The organism is Sphingobium sp. B12D2B (assembly GCF_025961775.1).
Taxonomy (GTDB): Bacteria; Pseudomonadota; Alphaproteobacteria; order Sphingomonadales; family Sphingomonadaceae; genus Sphingobium.
Map to the genome: position 1 here is coordinate 1,156,916 of NZ_JAOQOH010000001.1, position 15,948 is coordinate 1,172,863.

Genomic DNA, 15,948 nt, shown 5'->3' on the forward strand with positions numbered 1-15,948 from the left:
GTCAAGATTATATGAACTGTGCCGTCGATGGCGTTCAGCTCTTTGGCTCTGAGACCTCGGAAGGGCCGCTCTTTGCTTTGCGCGTAGCACTCCCCTTGCTGCGCTTGGGTGCTGCAGGCGTGATCTCGAAGGTGAGAGCATCGTCCTTGAGGCGGACGTGAACCTCGCCACCGTGCACGAGCTTGCCGAACAGCAGTTCCTCGGCAAGAGGCTGCTTGATCTTCTCCTGCATGAGCCGACCCATCGGACGGGCACCGTACAGCTTGTCGTAACCGCGGGCAGTGAGCCAGTTGCGGGCTTCGTCGTCGAGCGTGATGTGCACATCGCGATCGGCCAGTTGAAGCTCGAGCTGCAGGATGAACTTGTCGACAACGCGGGCGACGACTTCCGACGGCAGATAGCCAAATGGCACGATCGCATCGAGGCGGTTGCGGAATTCCGGCGTGAAGAGCTTCTTCACAGCTTCCTCCTGCACATCCTCGCGCGTCGACTCTCCGAACCCGATCGATTCCTTCGCCATGTCAGACGCGCCGGCATTGGTCGTCATGATCAGGATCACGTTGCGGAAGTCAACGGTCTTGCCGTGGTGATCGGTCAGGCGCCCGTTGTCCATCACCTGCAGCAGGATGTTGAACAGGTCCGGATGGGCCTTTTCGATCTCGTCGAGCAACAGCACGCAATGCGGGTTCTGGTCGATGGCATCGGTAAGCAGGCCACCCTGATCATAGCCGACATAGCCCGGAGGTGCGCCGATCAGGCGGCTGACCGAATGCCGCTCCATATATTCCGACATGTCGAAGCGCTGGAGCGGGATGCCGAGCAGCGTGGCAAGCTGGCGGGCAACTTCCGTCTTGCCGACGCCGGTGGGGCCGGAGAAAAGATAGTTGCCGATCGGCTTGTCCGGATCGCGTAGGCCGGCGCGCGACAGCTTGATCGCGGAGCTGAGCACCTCGATGGCCTTGTCCTGCCCGAAGACGACACGCTTGAGATCGGTCTGGAGGGTTTCCAGCACGCTCTTGTCGTCGCTCGACACGGTCTTGGGCGGGATGCGCGCCATCGTGGCGATCACAGCCTCGATCTCCTTGGGCGTGATCATCTTCTTGCGACGCGAGGGCGGCACAAGCATCTGCATCGCGCCGACTTCGTCGATCACGTCGATCGCCTTGTCCGGCAGCTTGCGGTCATTGATGTACCGCGCTGACAGCTCCACGGCGGCCTTGATGGCATCGGGCGTGTATTTGACCGCGTGGTGATCCTCGAAGGCAGAGCGCAGGCCCATGAGGATCTTGACGGTATCATCCACCGTCGGCTCGTTCACATCGATCTTCTGGAAGCGACGCAGCAGCGCGCGGTCCTTCTCGAAGTGGTTGCGGAACTCCTTGTAGGTCGTCGAGCCGATGCAGCGGATCGCGCCACCCGACAGCGCAGGCTTCAGGAGGTTCGAGGCATCCATGGCGCCGCCTGAGGTCGCGCCGGCGCCGATCACCGTGTGGATCTCGTCGATGAACAGCACCGCGTGCGGCATCTTTTCCAGTTCGGTGACGACGGCCTTCAGCCGCTCCTCGAAGTCGCCGCGATAGCGCGTGCCAGCGAGCAGCGCGCCCATGTCGAGTGAGTAGATCACCGCTTCCTTGAGCACGTCGGGCACTTCGCCATTGACGATCTTGCGCGCCAGACCCTCGGCAATGGCCGTCTTGCCCACGCCCGGATCACCCACATAGAGCGGGTTGTTCTTGGAACGCCGGCACAGGATCTGGATCGTCCGATCCACCTCGGAATCGCGGCCGATCAGCGGATCGACCTTTCCTTCCTTCGCCTTCTCGTTGAGATTGACGGTGAACTGGTCGAGCGCGCCTTCCTTCTTCTTGGCCTCCGGCTTCTTCTCTTCCTCGGCCTGGGCCGGCTTGGCCGGCTCCGGCGAGGCAGCGCCCTTGCCGACGCCATGGGAGAGATAGGAGACCGCATCCAGTCGGCTCATGTCCTGCTGCTGCAGGAAGTAGACGGCATAGCTTTCCCGCTCGGAGAACAATGCCACCAGCACATTGGCGCCGGTCACTTCCTCTTTGCCGGAAGACTGGACGTGCAGGATCGCGCGCTGGACGACGCGCTGGAACCCGCTGGTGGGAGAGGGGTCGACGCCGCCCGAGACCTTCAGGCTCTCCAGTTCGGTATCGAGATAATGGGTGACCGTGTCGCCAAGCTCACCAAGATCCACGCCACAGGCCTGCATGACCTTTGCGGCATGTTCATCGTCAATCAGCGCCAGCAGCAGATGCTCGAGCGTCGCATATTCGTGCGCGCGCTCCGTGGCATGTGCCAGGGCATTGTGCAGAGTTGTTTCGAGGGCGGACGCGAAAGAGGGCATATTGTTCTACTCCTGCGGCCCGAGAGAGGGTCGCGTTAGGGTCAATGTCGGCACGCCGCGAGCCGCCTTCAAGGGCCGCTCTGTCATCCACCGATTTGCCGGAGGCCGATATGCGCCAGAAGGCGATCCTGCCTCCGCTCTCCTCATTTCTTGAATAGCGCCTCAGCGCTTGCCTTATGGTGAACTGCGCTCGATTTCTTGGCGCGGGTGCGCTCGATTTCGGCTGAAAGAAGGCTGATGCGTTCATCGAGCTCATCGACCGAAAGCCGATCCAGATCTTCGCGGATCAGCTTTGCAATCAGGTCGCCGGGCCGCGCCCGGGGTGAGGCGTCGTCGAAATCCATGGCGACATGCTTGCGCCAAAGTCCGCGCAAGTCAACCGGGGTTGGCAGAAGCCTCGGCATGCCGGAAGGGGCCGTCCCAATCCGCCTATGTTGCTTTCCGGGCTGGTCTTTTTCGCACCGGACTCTAGACGTAGGGCCGATCACGGCCAGCCAGGGGGAGCAAGCCAAGGTGACGAACCTGCCCGAGACCATGCGCGCCATTGCTATTCGGGAGCCAGGCGGGCCGGATGTGCTGACCGAGGTTCAGGTTCCCCTGCCGGTGCCCGCGCAAGGCGAAGTGCTCATTGCGGTTGCGGCGGCAGGCGTCAATCGCCCGGACGTTCTGCAGCGGCAGGGCAGCTATCCGCCTCCGCCCGGCGCCTCCCCGCTGCCCGGGCTGGAAGTGGCCGGAACCATTGTGGCGGTGGGTGAGGGGATAGGCCTTGACGTGATCGGCGAACGCGTCTGTTCGCTGGTCGCGGGCGGCGGTTATGCCGAATATGCCTGCGCCGACTATGCCCAATGCCTCGCCATTCCACCGGCGCTCTCCATGGAAGAAGCGGCTGCAATCCCTGAGACGCTGATGACGGTCTGGCACAATCTCTTCGAGCGCGCCTATATCGTGAACGGCGACAGCGTGCTCATCCATGGTGGGACGAGCGGCATCGGCACCATGGCCGTGGCGCTATGCCGGCTGTTCGAGATCACGACGATCGTCACCTGTGGCAGTGACGACAAGTGCCGCGCCGCGCTGGAATGGGGCGCTGGCCATGCGATCAATTATCGCAGCGAGGACTTCGTCGAAGCTGTGAAGCGCATCACGGACGGCAAAGGCGTGACGGCGGTGCTGGACATGGTTGGCGGCGATTATCTCCCGCGCAACCTGGAGTGCCTGGCCGAGGACGGCCGGCATGTCTCCATTGCGGTGCTGGGTGGGGCCAAGGCCGACCTGTTCATTCCCAAAATCATGATGCGCCGCCTGACGCTCACCGGGTCCACATTGCGGGCGCGCACCGCGGGCTTCAAGGGCCTGCTCGTCGATGAGATCCGCCGCACGGTCTGGTCGATGGCGGAGGAGGGCGCGCTGCGTCCCGCGCTGGACCGCGTCTTTTCGCTCGGCGAAGCCGCGCAAGCCCATGCGCTGATGGAAGCGGGCGGGCACTTTGGCAAGATCGTCTTGAAGGTTCGGTGAAGAGTTACCGAGTGACGCAAATCCGTCATATTCCCAGAAAAACTGTCACATTGTTCGGCTAGAGCGCGCTCGGGGAAATGGTGTCCCCGGGGGTCGAGAAAGCCATGAACGCCATCAGCTCAATCGCGCAGGAACGGGCCGTGCGCAGCGGTCATCCGCGCGCCCATTACCGCACGATCTGGATCAGCGACATCCATCTCGGCACCAAGGGGTGCAATGCCGAGATGTTGGTCGATTTTCTCGACAATGTGGACAGCGACACGCTGTACCTGGTCGGCGACATCGTCGATGGCTGGCAGCTCAAGAAGCGGGTCTACTGGCCGACCGCCCATAACGATGTGGTCTGGCGCGTGATGAAGCGGGCGCGGCGCGGCACGCGCGTCATCTATATCCCCGGCAATCATGACGAGATTTTTCGCCAGTTCACCGGCATGAGCTTTGGCGGCGTCGAGATTCGCCGCAAGATGATCCACACCACTGTCGATGGCCGCAAGTTGCTGGTGCTGCATGGCGATGAGTTCGACACGGTCATGCTCGCCCATCGCTGGCTCGCCTTCGTGGGGGACGCGGCCTACACGGCGCTGATGGCGCTCAATCGCCGCGTCAATCAGGTCCGCCGCTGGCTGGGCCTGCCTTATTGGTCGCTCTCCAAGATCGCCAAGCACAAGGTCAAGAATGCGGTGGCGTTTATTACGCGGTTCGAGGAGATCGTGGCGCACGAGGCGGGACGGCGGCGTGTCGATGGCGTCGTCTGCGGGCACATCCACACGGCGGAAATCCGCCAGTTCGGCGACATCACTTATTATAATGATGGCGACTGGGTGGAGGGATGCACGGCGCTTGTCGAGCATCATGATGGGCGGATGGAAATCCTGCACTGGGCCGAGGTGATGGAAGCGCGCACCCCAGGCGCCGCTGCGGATGATCTGGAGGCCGCCGCTTGAGCGGTTATGGGCCTGCTCCGGCCCGCCGGCGCATCCTCATCGTCACCGATGCCTGGGCGCCGCAGGTCAATGGCGTCGTGCGAACGCTTCAGGCGGTTCGCGCGGAACTCATCGCCATGGGGCACACGGTCGAGGTGATCGCGCCCGATCGCTTTCACACGCTGCCTTGCCCCACTTATCCTGAAATTCGGCTGGCAATGCCGGCGCCGGGGGCGATTGCCCGCATGATCGCGGCGTTCGGGCCGGATGCGATCCATCTCGCGACCGAAGGTCCGCTGTGTCTCGCAGCGCGGCGCTGGTGCCTGCGGCACCACCGCCCGTTCACCACGGCATTCCACACCAATTTCCCTGATTATGTCGAGCGGCGCACGGGCCTGTCGGCGGACTGGTTCTGGCCCTATTTCCGCTGGTTTCATGGGGCGGCGCAAGCGGTGCTCACGGCAACGCCGTCCGTGCGCGTGGAACTGCATCAAGCCGGTATCCGTCACACGCACCACTGGGGGCGCGGCGTCGATCTGACGCAATTCTCGCCGCAGGGGGAGGGGCATCCCGCGCTTGCCGACTTGCCGAGGCCAATCCTTCTTCACGTAGGCCGCGTCGCCGTGGAGAAGAATATCGAGGCCTTCCTCGCGCTCGATACGCCCGGCAGCAAGGTCGTGGTGGGCGATGGGCCTGCCCGCGCGTCGCTGGAGGCGCGACATCCCGCCGTTCATTTTCTGGGCATGTTGAGCGGCGAGGCGCTTGTCTCGGCCTATCGGGCTGCCGATGTCTTCGTCTTCCCCAGTCGCACCGACACCTTCGGGCTGGTGATGATCGAGGCGCTCGCCTGCGGCACGCCGGTGGCGGCTTATCCGGTCACCGGCCCGGTCGACGTGCTGACAGCACAGACCGGCGCGATGGATGAGGATCTCGCGCGCGCCGTGACGCAGGCGCTGGAGCTTTCTCCGTCGGCCTGCACGGGGCATGCGCGCGGCTTCACCTGGCGGCGCAGCGCGGAGCAGTTCCTCGAGAGCTTGCACTGGCTCGACGCCCCAGCGCTGGCGCACGCGGCCTGAGTCCATTGTACCGCCCGAACGGCCTTTCGCCCCCTTGGGGGCCGCGACGCGCGCGAACGCTTGCCGATCCAGCCGGAATAGCTTATCTGTGCGACCATCAAGGCCATCCCGTGAGGGGTGGCCCTTCTATTTTGCACAGAAGGACTTGTCCCGTGGCACAGCCGCTCATGCCCCACGCCACAGCCAGCTGGCTGGTCGACAACACTGCGCTCAGCTTTGAGCAGATTGCGGAATTCTGCGGTTTGCACATCCTCGAGGTGCAGGCGATCGCGGACGATACCGCCGGCACCAAATATACCGGCCGTGATCCGGTCCGTGCGCATGAAATCTCGGTGGAGGAAATCCACAAGGGTGAGCAGAACCCCGATTACAAGCTGCAGATGCTCAAGGGGCCCGACCCGGTCCGCCGCACCAAGGGGCCGCGCTACACGCCGGTTTCCAAGCGTCAGGACAAGCCAGACGGCATCGCCTGGATTCTGCGCCACCATCCCGAGGTTTCGGACGGCGCGATCGGCAAGCTGATCGGCACGACGCGCACGACCATCCAGGCGATCCGCGAGCGGACCCACTGGAACATCAGCAACATCCAGCCCAAGGATCCGGTGACGCTGGGCCTGTGCTCGCAGCGTGAGCTGGATGCACTGGTGGCAAAGGCGGCCAAGAAGGCCGGCATCGAAGCGCCGACCGACAACCGTCTCGATGGCGACCGCGAGGCACTGATCGCCGAACTGCGTCAGGAGCGCGAGGACGCACAGCGCCGCGCGTCTGAAACGATGCTGGCGGAGGAAGCCGCTTTGTTCGCGAGCCGCCCCCGCGAAGACTGATTTCGCGCCCCGATTCGGGGCGTTCGGGGTCGAATTTGCACTGTGATCAAAAGCATTCAGCCGGGCGACGTAGCGTCGCCCGGCATGGCGTTGCCTTGCCACGCGGGATCGCATAGCCTCTCCGCATGGAGAGCGAAAAACCCGCCTGGCAGGACCATTATGATCACCCCGTTGCGTGGGCGCAGGACTTTGCCCCGCTATCGCTGCCGGAGATGCTGCGATCTGCCGTGGAGCAGGACGGCAGCCGCCCGATGCTCGATTTTTACGGGCGCAAGTTCAGCTATGCCGAGTGCTACCGCAACGCGCGGCGCTTCGCGGCCGGGCTGATCGGCCTTGGCGTCCAGCCCGGCGACCGGGTCGGCCTCTACCTCCCCAACGTCCCGCATTACGTCGTGGCTTATTATGGCGCGATGATGGCCGGCGCCATCGCGGTCAATTTCTCGCCGCTCTATACGGTCGAAGAGCTGGCGCATCAGGCGGAGGATAGCGGGACGACCCTGCTGGTCACCATCTCCGCCAAGCCCCTGTTTGGCAATGCCTGCGCCGTGCTGGATTGCTCCTGCATTGACCGGCTGGTGGTCGGCTCCGTCGCCGGTGGCCTGCCGCTGGGCAAATCCTTGCTCTACCGCCTGTTCAAGCGGTCGGCGGACGACCATGTCCCGTCCGATCCGCGCATTCTCTCGTTCGGCTCGCTGCTGGGCGATGATCCCTCCAGCCTGCCGTCTATCGATCCCCTGCGCGACCTTGCCTTGCTGCAATACACCGGTGGCACCACCGGGCGGCCCAAGGGCGCGATGCTCACCCACCAGAACCTCTCGGCCAATGCGCGGCAGATCGACCTGCTCGATCCCTGGCATGCCCTTGAGGACCGCATTCTGGGTGCGCTGCCCTTCTTCCACGTGTTCGCGAACACTGCGGTGCTCAATCGCACAGTCGTTCGCGGCGGGGAGATCGTTATCCTTCCACGTTTCGACGCGCGGCAGGTCATCGCGGCGATCCAGCGGACCCGCGTCACCTCGCTCCCGGGCGTGCCGACGATGTTCCAGGCTTTGCTCGACAGCCCCTATCTCGCCAAAGCCGACCTCTCTTCGCTACGCGTCTGCATTTCCGGCGGCGCGCCGCTGCCGCTGCCGCTCAAGGAGCGGTTCATGGCGACCACCGGCGCGCGGCTGGTCGAAGGCTACGGGCTGACGGAGAGCAGCGGGGTCGTCTCGGCCAATCCCTATGATGGGCCGGGCAAGACCGGCTCGATCGGCCAGCCCATTCCCGGCACGCGCGTGCGCCTGCTCGACCGGGAAGACCCGTCCCGGCTTGCCCAGCCGGGGGAACCGGGTGAGATCGCCTTTAGTGGGCCGCAAAGAATGCAAGGCTATTGGCAGAATCCGGATGCCGATCGGGAGGTGTTCGTCGACGGCTTCCTGCGCACCGGTGACGTCGGCACCATCGATGAAGACGGCTATTTCCGCGTGGTCGACCGCATCAAGGACATGATCGCGGTCGGCGGCTTCAAGGTCTTCCCTAGCCAGGTCGAGGACTTGCTGTATCGCCATCCCGCCATTCGGGAGGCGCTCGTGATCGGCATTCCCGATGATTATCGCGGGGAGGTGCCCAAGGCCTTCGTGACCTTGCGGCCGGAGGTTGAGGACGACATCGACGGCGAGCGTCTCAAGGACTGGCTCAATCCGCAGCTCGGAAAGCATGAGCGCGTCTGCGCGGTCGAAATTCGTGAGAGCCTGCCGCGCACATTGGTCGGCAAGCTCTCGCGCAAGGAGCTTGTCGCGGAAGAGCGGGCCAAGGCGGGGCTTGTTTGAGGGTTTCTCTCCCGGCTCATCGTTGGGGGGGACTGAGGGATGAGCCGGGAGAGATGATAGCGGCAATTGCGGGGAGCCGCATCATTCCCTCAACGCGGCTGTCAATGGACGGTTCCCACGCAATGTTGGACTTGGAGAAGAAACAGGACGCGCTCCACCTCTCTCCAGTGGCAGAAGCGGATATGGTTGCCGACATCGCGGCTGCGATCCGCGCGCTGGGCCGCCTCAACGCCCGCGTGATCGCCGAAAATCCGCATCAATGCGGTGGCGTCGTCATAGCTCCGACGGTCGACCATGATCGGAAGATGCATTCAAAATTCGAATCCCTTGCCCCCGCAAAATCGAGTCATTCTGGTCCAGCTGAATCCATTCACGGACCGTGCCAGCTTCGCCCTCCATCCGGATCAGACGCCCCACGCTGGCTAAGTACGGCTTAACCAAGTCCCGTGCGGGAGCAATCTGTCCAGTTACGGCACGACGAAGACCGCGCGCTTGTTCGGCTGGCATCGCGGCGCGGGACATGGCATGGGCGTGACATGACCGATCCGAATTCTTCAGGCGACAAATCACCCATGGGCGGCGGTGCGCCGCTGGCAGGCCTTATTCTCCTTGGCACGATCGTCGGCATCGCGACCGGGCAGCCCTCGATCGGCATTCTGGCCGGGCTTGCGCTGGGGGTGATCGTGGCTGTCGCGATCTGGCTGAAGGGCCGGGGCTGATCCGCGCAGATAAGGGCGGGCATGGCCGCTCGGCTTGTTGCGTCAAGGCAAGCGCAGCCGTAAGATCGTCGCCATGAAAAAGATCATCCTGCTGACACTCGCCGCGCTGATCCTCATCGCGGGTGGCGTGTTCTATTATTTGTCGCGCCCCGATGTCGCGCGCCTGCCGGAAACCGCGCTTGAAGGGCGTGAGCCCGAGTTTACGCCGGCGCGCAAGCAGATCCTCCCCACTGTTATGATCGCCAAGCCGGTGGGCTGGGCCGATGGCGCCGCGCCGGTGGCCGCGCGCGGTCTCGTCGTGCAGCGTTTCGCGGCCGGTCTCGATCACCCTCGCCAGATGTTGCGCCTGCCCAATGGCGACATTCTGGTGGCGGAGACCAACAGTCCGCCCCGCAAAGCCGGTGGTATCCAGGATTGGATCATGGGCAAGCTGATCGGCTTTGCCGGCGCCGGTGGCGTGTCCGCCAACCGCATCACCCTGCTGCGCGATACCAATGGCGATGGCATTGCCGAGCAACGGCATGTTCTGCTGGAAGGGCTGAACTCGCCCTATGGCATGGCGCTGATCGACGAGACACTCTACGTCGCGAACACCGACAGCCTGATGGCCTTCCCCTACAAGCTGGGCGAAACGCGGATCAGCGTGGAAGGCCGCAAGGTCGCCAATCTTCCCGCCAATGCGCCCAATAATCACTGGACGCGCAGCCTTGCAGCAAGCCCCGACGGCAAGCTCTATGTCGGCGTCGGCTCAAACAGCAATATCGCCGAGAACGGGTTGGACGCGGAGGATTATCGCGCCGCCATTCTGGAGATCGATCCGCGCAAGGGCGAGGCGAATATCTTCGCCAGCGGCCTGCGCAACCCCACCGATCTGGCGTGGAACCCGTGGACCGGCTCGCTCTGGGCGGTCGTCAACGAGCGGGACATGCTGGGCTCGGACCTGGTGCCGGATTACATGACGGACGTTGAATTCGCGGCCTTCTACGGCTGGCCGTGGAATTACTGGGGCGGCTATGTCGACCGACGCGTGCAGCCGCAGCGCGATGATCTGCGCGAATATACCCGCCGCCCGGCCTTTGGTCTGGGCACGCACACGGCGCCCCTGGGCCTGGCCTTCACGCCGGGGTCCGCGCTTGGCGCGCCGTTCAATCAGGGGGCCTTCGTGGCCCTGCATGGCAGCTGGAATCGCAAGCCGCCTAGCGGCTACAAGGTCTCCTATGTCGCCTTTGACGATCGCGGCCGGCCGCAGGGCAAGCTGGTCGATCTTCTCACCGGCTTCCTCAACAAGGATGGGCAGGCGCAGGGTCGCCCGGTCGACTTACTCGTGGCCGCCGATGGATCGGTGCTGGTCAGTGACGATGTCGGCGGGATCATCTGGCGTGTGAGCAATTCCGCAAAACCGGCCGCCGCGCCGACGCCGGAGCGCCCGCCCGCGTCCTGAGCCCTTCACGCAAATGATCGGACCCGGTGCTCCTGCGAAAGCAGGGGCCTAGGGCGGCTCAGCTCCTCGGCCGCGCCCTGGACTCCTGCTTTCGCAGGAGTACGGCCTTCATAGCAGCGTCCCGCCCGGTCACTCAGCGGTCGAGCGTAATGCCCGCCCGCCCGGCCAGTTCCACGACATATTGCCAGGCGACCCGGCCTGAGCGGCTGCCGCGCTGGGTTGCCCACTGGATCGCGGCCAGTGGATCGACGTCCAGTTCATAACGGGCGGCATAGCGGCGCACGATGGCGACATAGGCATCCTGATCGAGCGCATGGAAGCCGAGCGACAGACCGAACCGGTCGGATAGGGCCATCCGGTCGTCCACGACGTCGCGCGGATTGATCGGGTCGTCCTGCTCGCCCATGGAGCGCGGCACGATGTGGCGCCGGTTGGATGTCGCATAGAGCCGCACATGGCTCCCGCGCGCACTGGCGCCACCCTGCAGCAGCGAGCGCAGCGCTCGTGCATCGGCGCCGAAGTCACCGTCGAAACCAAGGTCGTCGATATAGAGGACGATCGGACGGCGCGCGGCGCGCAGCAGCGAGAACAGCGTTGCGAGACTTCGCAGATCGTCCGTGGCGATCTCGACCATAGCGAGCGGCAGCCCTTCCTTCTGCACCTGGCCGACGCAGGCGGCGACCGTGGCCGACTTGCCCGTGCCCCGCGCACCCCACAGCAGAATGTCGTGCGCCGCATGGCCCCGCGCGAGGCGACGGGTATTCTCAAGGCAAGCCTCTTTCTGCGCGTCGATGCCGGTCAGCAGGGCGTAGTCGATCGGCTCGAAGCCCTCGATGGGCACCAGTATCTTCCCATCCCAACGATAGGCCGGATGGGCCTCCAGGTCCGGGGTGGCGGCGGCATTCGGCGCAAGCCGTTCGAGCGCGGCGGCGATCCGCGCGAGCGCATCGTCCATGGACGGTGTGGACATGGCATTTCCCTCGGTCATCATGGATTGAGCCGTGGCGGGCCGTTCCCGCGAGGTCAAGACGCGAAGGCCGGCGGCACCGGTCTCCGCCCCCTCGCCGCCACGCTATCATGCCGCTTCAATGTGTCACGCGGCGCGGCTATAGGCCGCACATGTCCCGCGCCCCCCGGTCCCTCGAAACGCGTATTCGCGCCTATGACAGCGCCGGGCTGGCGGAAGCCGCCGCGCTGATCATGGCTGGCGAACCGGTCGCCGTGCCCACCGAGACGGTTTACGGTCTCGCCGCCGATGCGACCAACGATCTCGCCGTGGCGCGCATCTATGAGGCCAAGGGCCGCCCGTCCTTCAATCCCCTGATCGTCCATGTCAGCGATGTCGCGATGGCGCGCCAGCTGGTGTCGTTCAACGCCACGGCACAGGCGCTGGCCGAGGCATTCTGGCCAGGCGCGCTGACGATGGTCCTGCCGCGCCTGCCCGATAGTCCCGTCGCCGGGCTTGCCAGCGCCGGTCTTCCCACGCTGGCGGTGCGGCTGCCATCGCATCCGGCAATGCGCGCGCTCATCGGCGCGGCGGGCGTGCCGTTGGCCGCCCCCTCGGCCAATCGCTCCGGCGCGATCAGCCCGACCCGTGCCAGCCATGTGCTGGCCAGCCTCGGGGGGCGTATTTCGTTCATCCTCGACGCCGGGCCAGCCAGCGATGGCGTGGAATCGACCATCGTCCAGCCGCTCGACGATGCGATCATCCTGCTGCGGCCCGGCCCCGTGACCCCGGAGCGCCTGGAAGCGATCACCGGACGACCGGTGCGCGCACCGGCAGCCAGTGCAGGGATTACCGCACCCGGCCAGCTCGAAAGCCATTATGCGCCATCCAAACCCTTGATGCTCAACTGCACGGACCCTGCACCGGGCAGCTTCCACATCGGTTTCGGTCCGGGACCATCCCAGCGCAACCTCAGCCCGAGCGGTGATCTGGTCGAAGCCGCCGCGCATCTGTTCGCCGCTCTGCACGAAGCAGACGAGAGCGCGGCGTCGCGCATTTCGGTGGCGCCGATCCCGTCTGAAGGGCTCGGCCTTGCCATCAACGATCGTCTGCGGCGCGCGGCTGCGTGAGGTCGGCCTAGGCGGTGAGTCGGTCGAAAATATGCGGGCCGGGCCGGGGCGATCAACCGCTGGCCATCCTCGCGAATCTCGCACATGTGGCAGGCAGCGGCGGCTCATGCACGGTTTGCCGCTGGCTGGTTTGCGGTTTTTGAAGAGTTCGTGAAGGCTCGATTGTCAAATCCATGCGTTATGCACGGACGCGGCAAATCCAGTTGGCGTGTCGGCAGTAAACGGAGGACTGAATAATTGATCGCCTTATCCAGAGTTGATCTCGATTCTTCGTTGATCTTCGTTGCATTTTTTACACTTGCGGCTGCACTTTTGACACTTCGTGCCGTTTCTGCGCCGCATCGTATTTCTCGGCCAGTGTCCGAGGAGGTGCACGAGTTTTTGGGCGCTTCGTTCGGCGCGCTTTTCGCCACGGCGCTGGTGACCTGGCAGATCGGCTCGGTCATCCCCATCTTCCTCGCCGCGATCACGCTGGTCGCCATCGCGCGCTATTATCTCGTGCGTTTCAGCATGCCGGGCATCCTCTGGCTGACCGGCGCGGGGCTTGGCAGCGTGATGACGAGCCTGTGGGGCACGCTGTTCATTCTCGAAGCCGGTCTGCCGCCGTTGCTGATGGTGCTGGCCTTCGCCGCGCTCGGGCTGACGCTGTTCGCCTTCCTCGCCAATCTCATCGCCAGCGTGGCGCGCGAAGCAGTGCTGACGCATGAGCGCTGGCGCCTGCCTGTGGCGATCCCCTCATCCGATCCCGCGGCCGCGCATCTCAAGGTCTCGCTGCACCTCGCCTGCTATGCCGAACCGCCCGAGATCGTGATCGAGACGATGAACCGCCTCGCCGCGCAGGATTACGATAATTTCGAAGTTCTGGTCTGCGATAACAATACGAAGGACGAAGCTCTTTGGAGGCCCTTGGAAGCCCATTGCGCGCGCCTCAACGCGAAGCTCGGCAAGGAGTGCTTCCGCTTCTTCCATGTGGATCCGCTGCCGGGCGCCAAGGCCGGCGCGCTCAATTTCCTCCTTGAGCAGACCGCCTCCGATGCGCAGATCATCGGCGTGATCGATGCCGATTATTACTCCCGCAACGACTTCCTCTCGCGCTTGCTACCGTTCTTCGCCGATCCGAAGCTCGGCTATATTCAGACGCCGCACGACTATCGCGACTATGAGGGCAATGACTATCTGAGCGCCTGCTACTGGGAATATATGCCGGTCAACAAGGTCGATTACCCCGGCGTGAGCGAATATGGCGGTGCCTTCACCATCGGGACGATGTGCCTGATGCGCAAGGATGCGCTGGTGAAAGCCGGTGGCTGGGCCGAGTGGTGTCTGACCGAGGATTCAGAAGTCTCCGTTCGCCTGCGCAAGGTGGGCTATGAGGGCCTTTATTTCGGCGAGACCTTTGGGCGCGGCCTGATCCCCGAGACCTTCGACGATTACAAGAAGCAGCGCTTCCGGTGGACGGCGGGTCCGGTGCAGCAGCTGCGCCGTCACTGGCGCCTGTTCCTGCCGGCGCCCTTTGCCGCGCCGCTGCCGGGTTGGACCAAATTGCTGGAAGTCGTGCGCTGCCTCGCGCCGCTGCAGACGCTGGCCGCGCTCGTCGTCAGCGTGGGCGGCATGCTTGCCATGGTCGTTGGGCTGGCCATCGGCGCTATGGAGCCGGTCAAGGTGCCGTCCATCGCCGGTCTGCTGATGCTCATCGGTGCGGCGACATGGTGGGTGCGGCTCGTGCATCGCTATCGCCTGTCCGGCTGCTATGACACTGGCGCCATGGTGTGGGGCGAGATCGCCCGCGCATCGCTCAGCTATGTCGTGCTGGTGGCAGGCATTGCCGGCCTCTCGAATCGCCCGCTCGCCTGGCGACGTACGCCCAAGTTCGCCGGACTGGCCGACGAATCGCCCTTTGCAGCGACCCGGCCAGAGACGATCGCAGGGTGCGCGTCGCTCGCCGTGGCGGTGCTCTGCCTGTTTGCCATCGGGCTGCTTGGCACGGGCGTCGCGCTCCTCAGCTTTATCGGCTTCGTGTCGCTGGCCCTGCGCTTCTTCTGTGCGCCGTTGATGGCGGCGACGGCCATTCGTGCCTCCCGCCCGGCGCCCCGGCCGTCTCGCCCGCGCTACATTCCGCGGGATGCGCGCGTGGCCGTCAGCCGCGTCTGGGAAAGCTGAGGTTCTGACAATCGAGGGGAGGGCGGCTAGTCCCGCCCTCCTGCCTCATTTGCAATAATAAGGGTCGTAGCGCGCCTTGCATTTGCGCCGGAGTTCGCGACCCCGTTCCCGATCCGCTTCGTCGCCGCTGACCGTTGCCCAGTCAGCCATCTTCGCACCGGCATCGACCGGCGCCTTGGCTACCTTGTAGGCGGTGCGAGCAACGCAGCCCTGCAGGGCGAGCGGTCCAAGCACGCTCGCGGCGATCAGCAGGGCAGGTCGAACCATGGCAGCCTCTCCAATGTCCATCAGGGACAGGAGCACTGTCTGAGCGGCTTCCCGCCGTCGCGCAAGCCTGCTGCGCCGGAATGGCAGCCGCTTGCTGCTCAGGTCCTCAGGCGATCGGCGAAGCCCTTGCGCAGCTTCTGCAGCTTGGGTGGGATCACCGCCATGCAATAAGGGTTCCGGTCGCCGACCCGATCCCAATATTGCTGGTGATAATCCTCGGCCGGATACCAGGTGGCAAGCGGCTCGATCGTCGTGACGATAGGGCTGGGCCAGTCCGCCTGTGCCCGTTCCATGGCAGCGCGTGCCTCGGCCTCCTGCTCGGCATCATGAGGGAAGATGGCCGAGCGATATTGGGTGCCGATGTCATTTCCCTGGCGGTTCAGCGTCGTCGGGTCATGCGTGGCGAAAAAGATATCGAGCAGATCGCCATAACCGATCACGGCCGGATTATAAGTGATGCGGATCGCCTCGGCGTGGCCCGTGCTGCCCGAGCAGACCTCCTCATAAGTGGGGTTGGGTTTGCTGCCACCGATATAGCCGCTCTCGACGGACTCGACGCCGGCGAGATTTTGATAGACCGCTTCTGTGCACCAGAAGCAGCCGCCGGCCAGCGTTGCAGTCGCGCTCATGAGGGGGGCGTCCTTTCGAGGAGGGGTGTGTTGCCTCAAAGATAGGAAGCCGGTGGCGGGGTGCAAAGGGGTGCGCCCAGTCCACCTGCCCTTTGTGTCGAGCCCTTCGACTGCCCGCAGGCGGGCGCTCAGGATAAACTTC

At 64.5% G+C, this 15,948-nt stretch carries 15 protein-coding genes; 9 read left to right on the forward strand and 6 right to left on the reverse strand.

Annotation, left to right across the window (positions count from 1 at the left end; all coding sequences use genetic code 11):
- Positions 1-34: 34 nt before the first annotated feature.
- Together clpA and M2335_RS05545 are read right to left on the reverse strand one after the other, a co-directional pair.
- Entirely contained in the window at positions 35-2,365 is a 2,331-nt protein-coding gene (gene clpA, locus M2335_RS05540; protein WP_264594048.1) for an ATP-dependent Clp protease ATP-binding subunit ClpA, read from the reverse strand.
- 143 nt (positions 2,366-2,508) lie between these two features.
- A complete protein-coding gene (locus M2335_RS05545) occupies positions 2,509-2,709 on the reverse strand; it encodes a DUF1192 domain-containing protein (RefSeq protein WP_264594049.1) in 201 nt (66 codons plus the stop codon).
- Positions 2,710-2,899: 190 nt separating this feature from the next.
- Here M2335_RS05545 and M2335_RS05550 point away from each other — a divergent pair, with 190 nt between their 5' ends.
- From M2335_RS05550 to M2335_RS05570, 5 genes are all read left to right on the forward strand, one after another.
- On the forward strand, positions 2,900-3,880 hold the full coding sequence (locus M2335_RS05550; RefSeq protein ID WP_264595362.1) for an NAD(P)H-quinone oxidoreductase: 981 nt from the start codon (positions 2,900-2,902) through the stop codon (positions 3,878-3,880).
- A gap of 104 nt (positions 3,881-3,984) precedes the next feature.
- The gene (locus M2335_RS05555; RefSeq protein WP_264594050.1) at positions 3,985-4,824 is read left to right on the forward strand and encodes a UDP-2,3-diacylglucosamine diphosphatase; all 840 of its coding nucleotides are present in this window, start codon (positions 3,985-3,987) and stop codon (positions 4,822-4,824) included.
- Positions 4,821-5,879, forward strand: a complete 1,059-nt coding sequence (locus tag M2335_RS05560; RefSeq protein ID WP_264594051.1) for a glycosyltransferase family 4 protein — start codon at positions 4,821-4,823, stop codon at positions 5,877-5,879. The genes M2335_RS05555 and M2335_RS05560 overlap by 4 nt, the downstream gene beginning before the upstream one ends.
- A 167-nt stretch (positions 5,880-6,046) precedes the next feature.
- Positions 6,047-6,703, forward strand: coding sequence for a DUF1013 domain-containing protein (locus tag M2335_RS05565; protein ID WP_181561486.1), 657 nt, complete (start codon positions 6,047-6,049; stop codon positions 6,701-6,703).
- A gap of 125 nt (positions 6,704-6,828) precedes the next feature.
- Positions 6,829-8,514, forward strand: a complete 1,686-nt coding sequence (locus M2335_RS05570) for a long-chain-fatty-acid--CoA ligase (protein WP_264594052.1) — start codon at positions 6,829-6,831, stop codon at positions 8,512-8,514.
- A 101-nt stretch (positions 8,515-8,615) separates the two neighbouring features.
- On the opposite strand, the gene M2335_RS05575 is transcribed toward M2335_RS05570, so the two are convergent.
- The gene (locus tag M2335_RS05575) at positions 8,616-8,825 is read right to left on the reverse strand and encodes a hypothetical protein (protein WP_181560352.1); all 210 of its coding nucleotides are present in this window, start codon (positions 8,823-8,825) and stop codon (positions 8,616-8,618) included.
- A gap of 225 nt (positions 8,826-9,050) precedes the next feature.
- Between M2335_RS05575 and M2335_RS05580 the strand changes: the two genes are divergently transcribed.
- Positions 9,051-9,233, forward strand: coding sequence for a hypothetical protein (locus M2335_RS05580; RefSeq protein ID WP_264573378.1), 183 nt, complete (start codon positions 9,051-9,053; stop codon positions 9,231-9,233).
- A gap of 73 nt (positions 9,234-9,306) precedes the next feature.
- Positions 9,307-10,674: a PQQ-dependent sugar dehydrogenase gene (locus M2335_RS05585; RefSeq protein WP_264594053.1), complete on the forward strand. Its 1,368-nt coding sequence runs from the start codon at positions 9,307-9,309 to the stop codon at positions 10,672-10,674.
- Between the two features lie 133 nt (positions 10,675-10,807).
- Here M2335_RS05585 and M2335_RS05590 read toward each other — a convergent pair whose 3' ends face one another.
- Positions 10,808-11,629: an ATP-binding protein gene (locus M2335_RS05590; RefSeq protein WP_181561485.1), complete on the reverse strand. Its 822-nt coding sequence runs from the start codon at positions 11,627-11,629 to the stop codon at positions 10,808-10,810.
- A 164-nt stretch (positions 11,630-11,793) separates the two neighbouring features.
- Between M2335_RS05590 and M2335_RS05595 the strand changes: the two genes are divergently transcribed.
- Positions 11,794-12,750, forward strand: coding sequence for an L-threonylcarbamoyladenylate synthase (locus M2335_RS05595; protein ID WP_264594054.1), 957 nt, complete (start codon positions 11,794-11,796; stop codon positions 12,748-12,750).
- 381 nt (positions 12,751-13,131) lie between these two features.
- Positions 13,132-14,910: a glycosyltransferase gene (locus M2335_RS05600; protein ID WP_264594055.1), complete on the forward strand. Its 1,779-nt coding sequence runs from the start codon at positions 13,132-13,134 to the stop codon at positions 14,908-14,910.
- A gap of 45 nt (positions 14,911-14,955) precedes the next feature.
- Here the strand turns inward: M2335_RS05600 and M2335_RS05605 are convergent, their stop codons facing one another.
- Together M2335_RS05605 and msrA are read right to left on the reverse strand one after the other, a co-directional pair.
- Positions 14,956-15,177, reverse strand: coding sequence for a hypothetical protein (locus M2335_RS05605; protein ID WP_264594056.1), 222 nt, complete (start codon positions 15,175-15,177; stop codon positions 14,956-14,958).
- Between the two features lie 98 nt (positions 15,178-15,275).
- Positions 15,276-15,806 (reverse strand): peptide-methionine (S)-S-oxide reductase MsrA, encoded by a 531-nt coding sequence (gene msrA, locus M2335_RS05610; RefSeq protein ID WP_264575208.1) that lies wholly within the window; start codon positions 15,804-15,806, stop codon positions 15,276-15,278.
- Between the last annotated feature and the right edge of the window lie 142 nt (positions 15,807-15,948).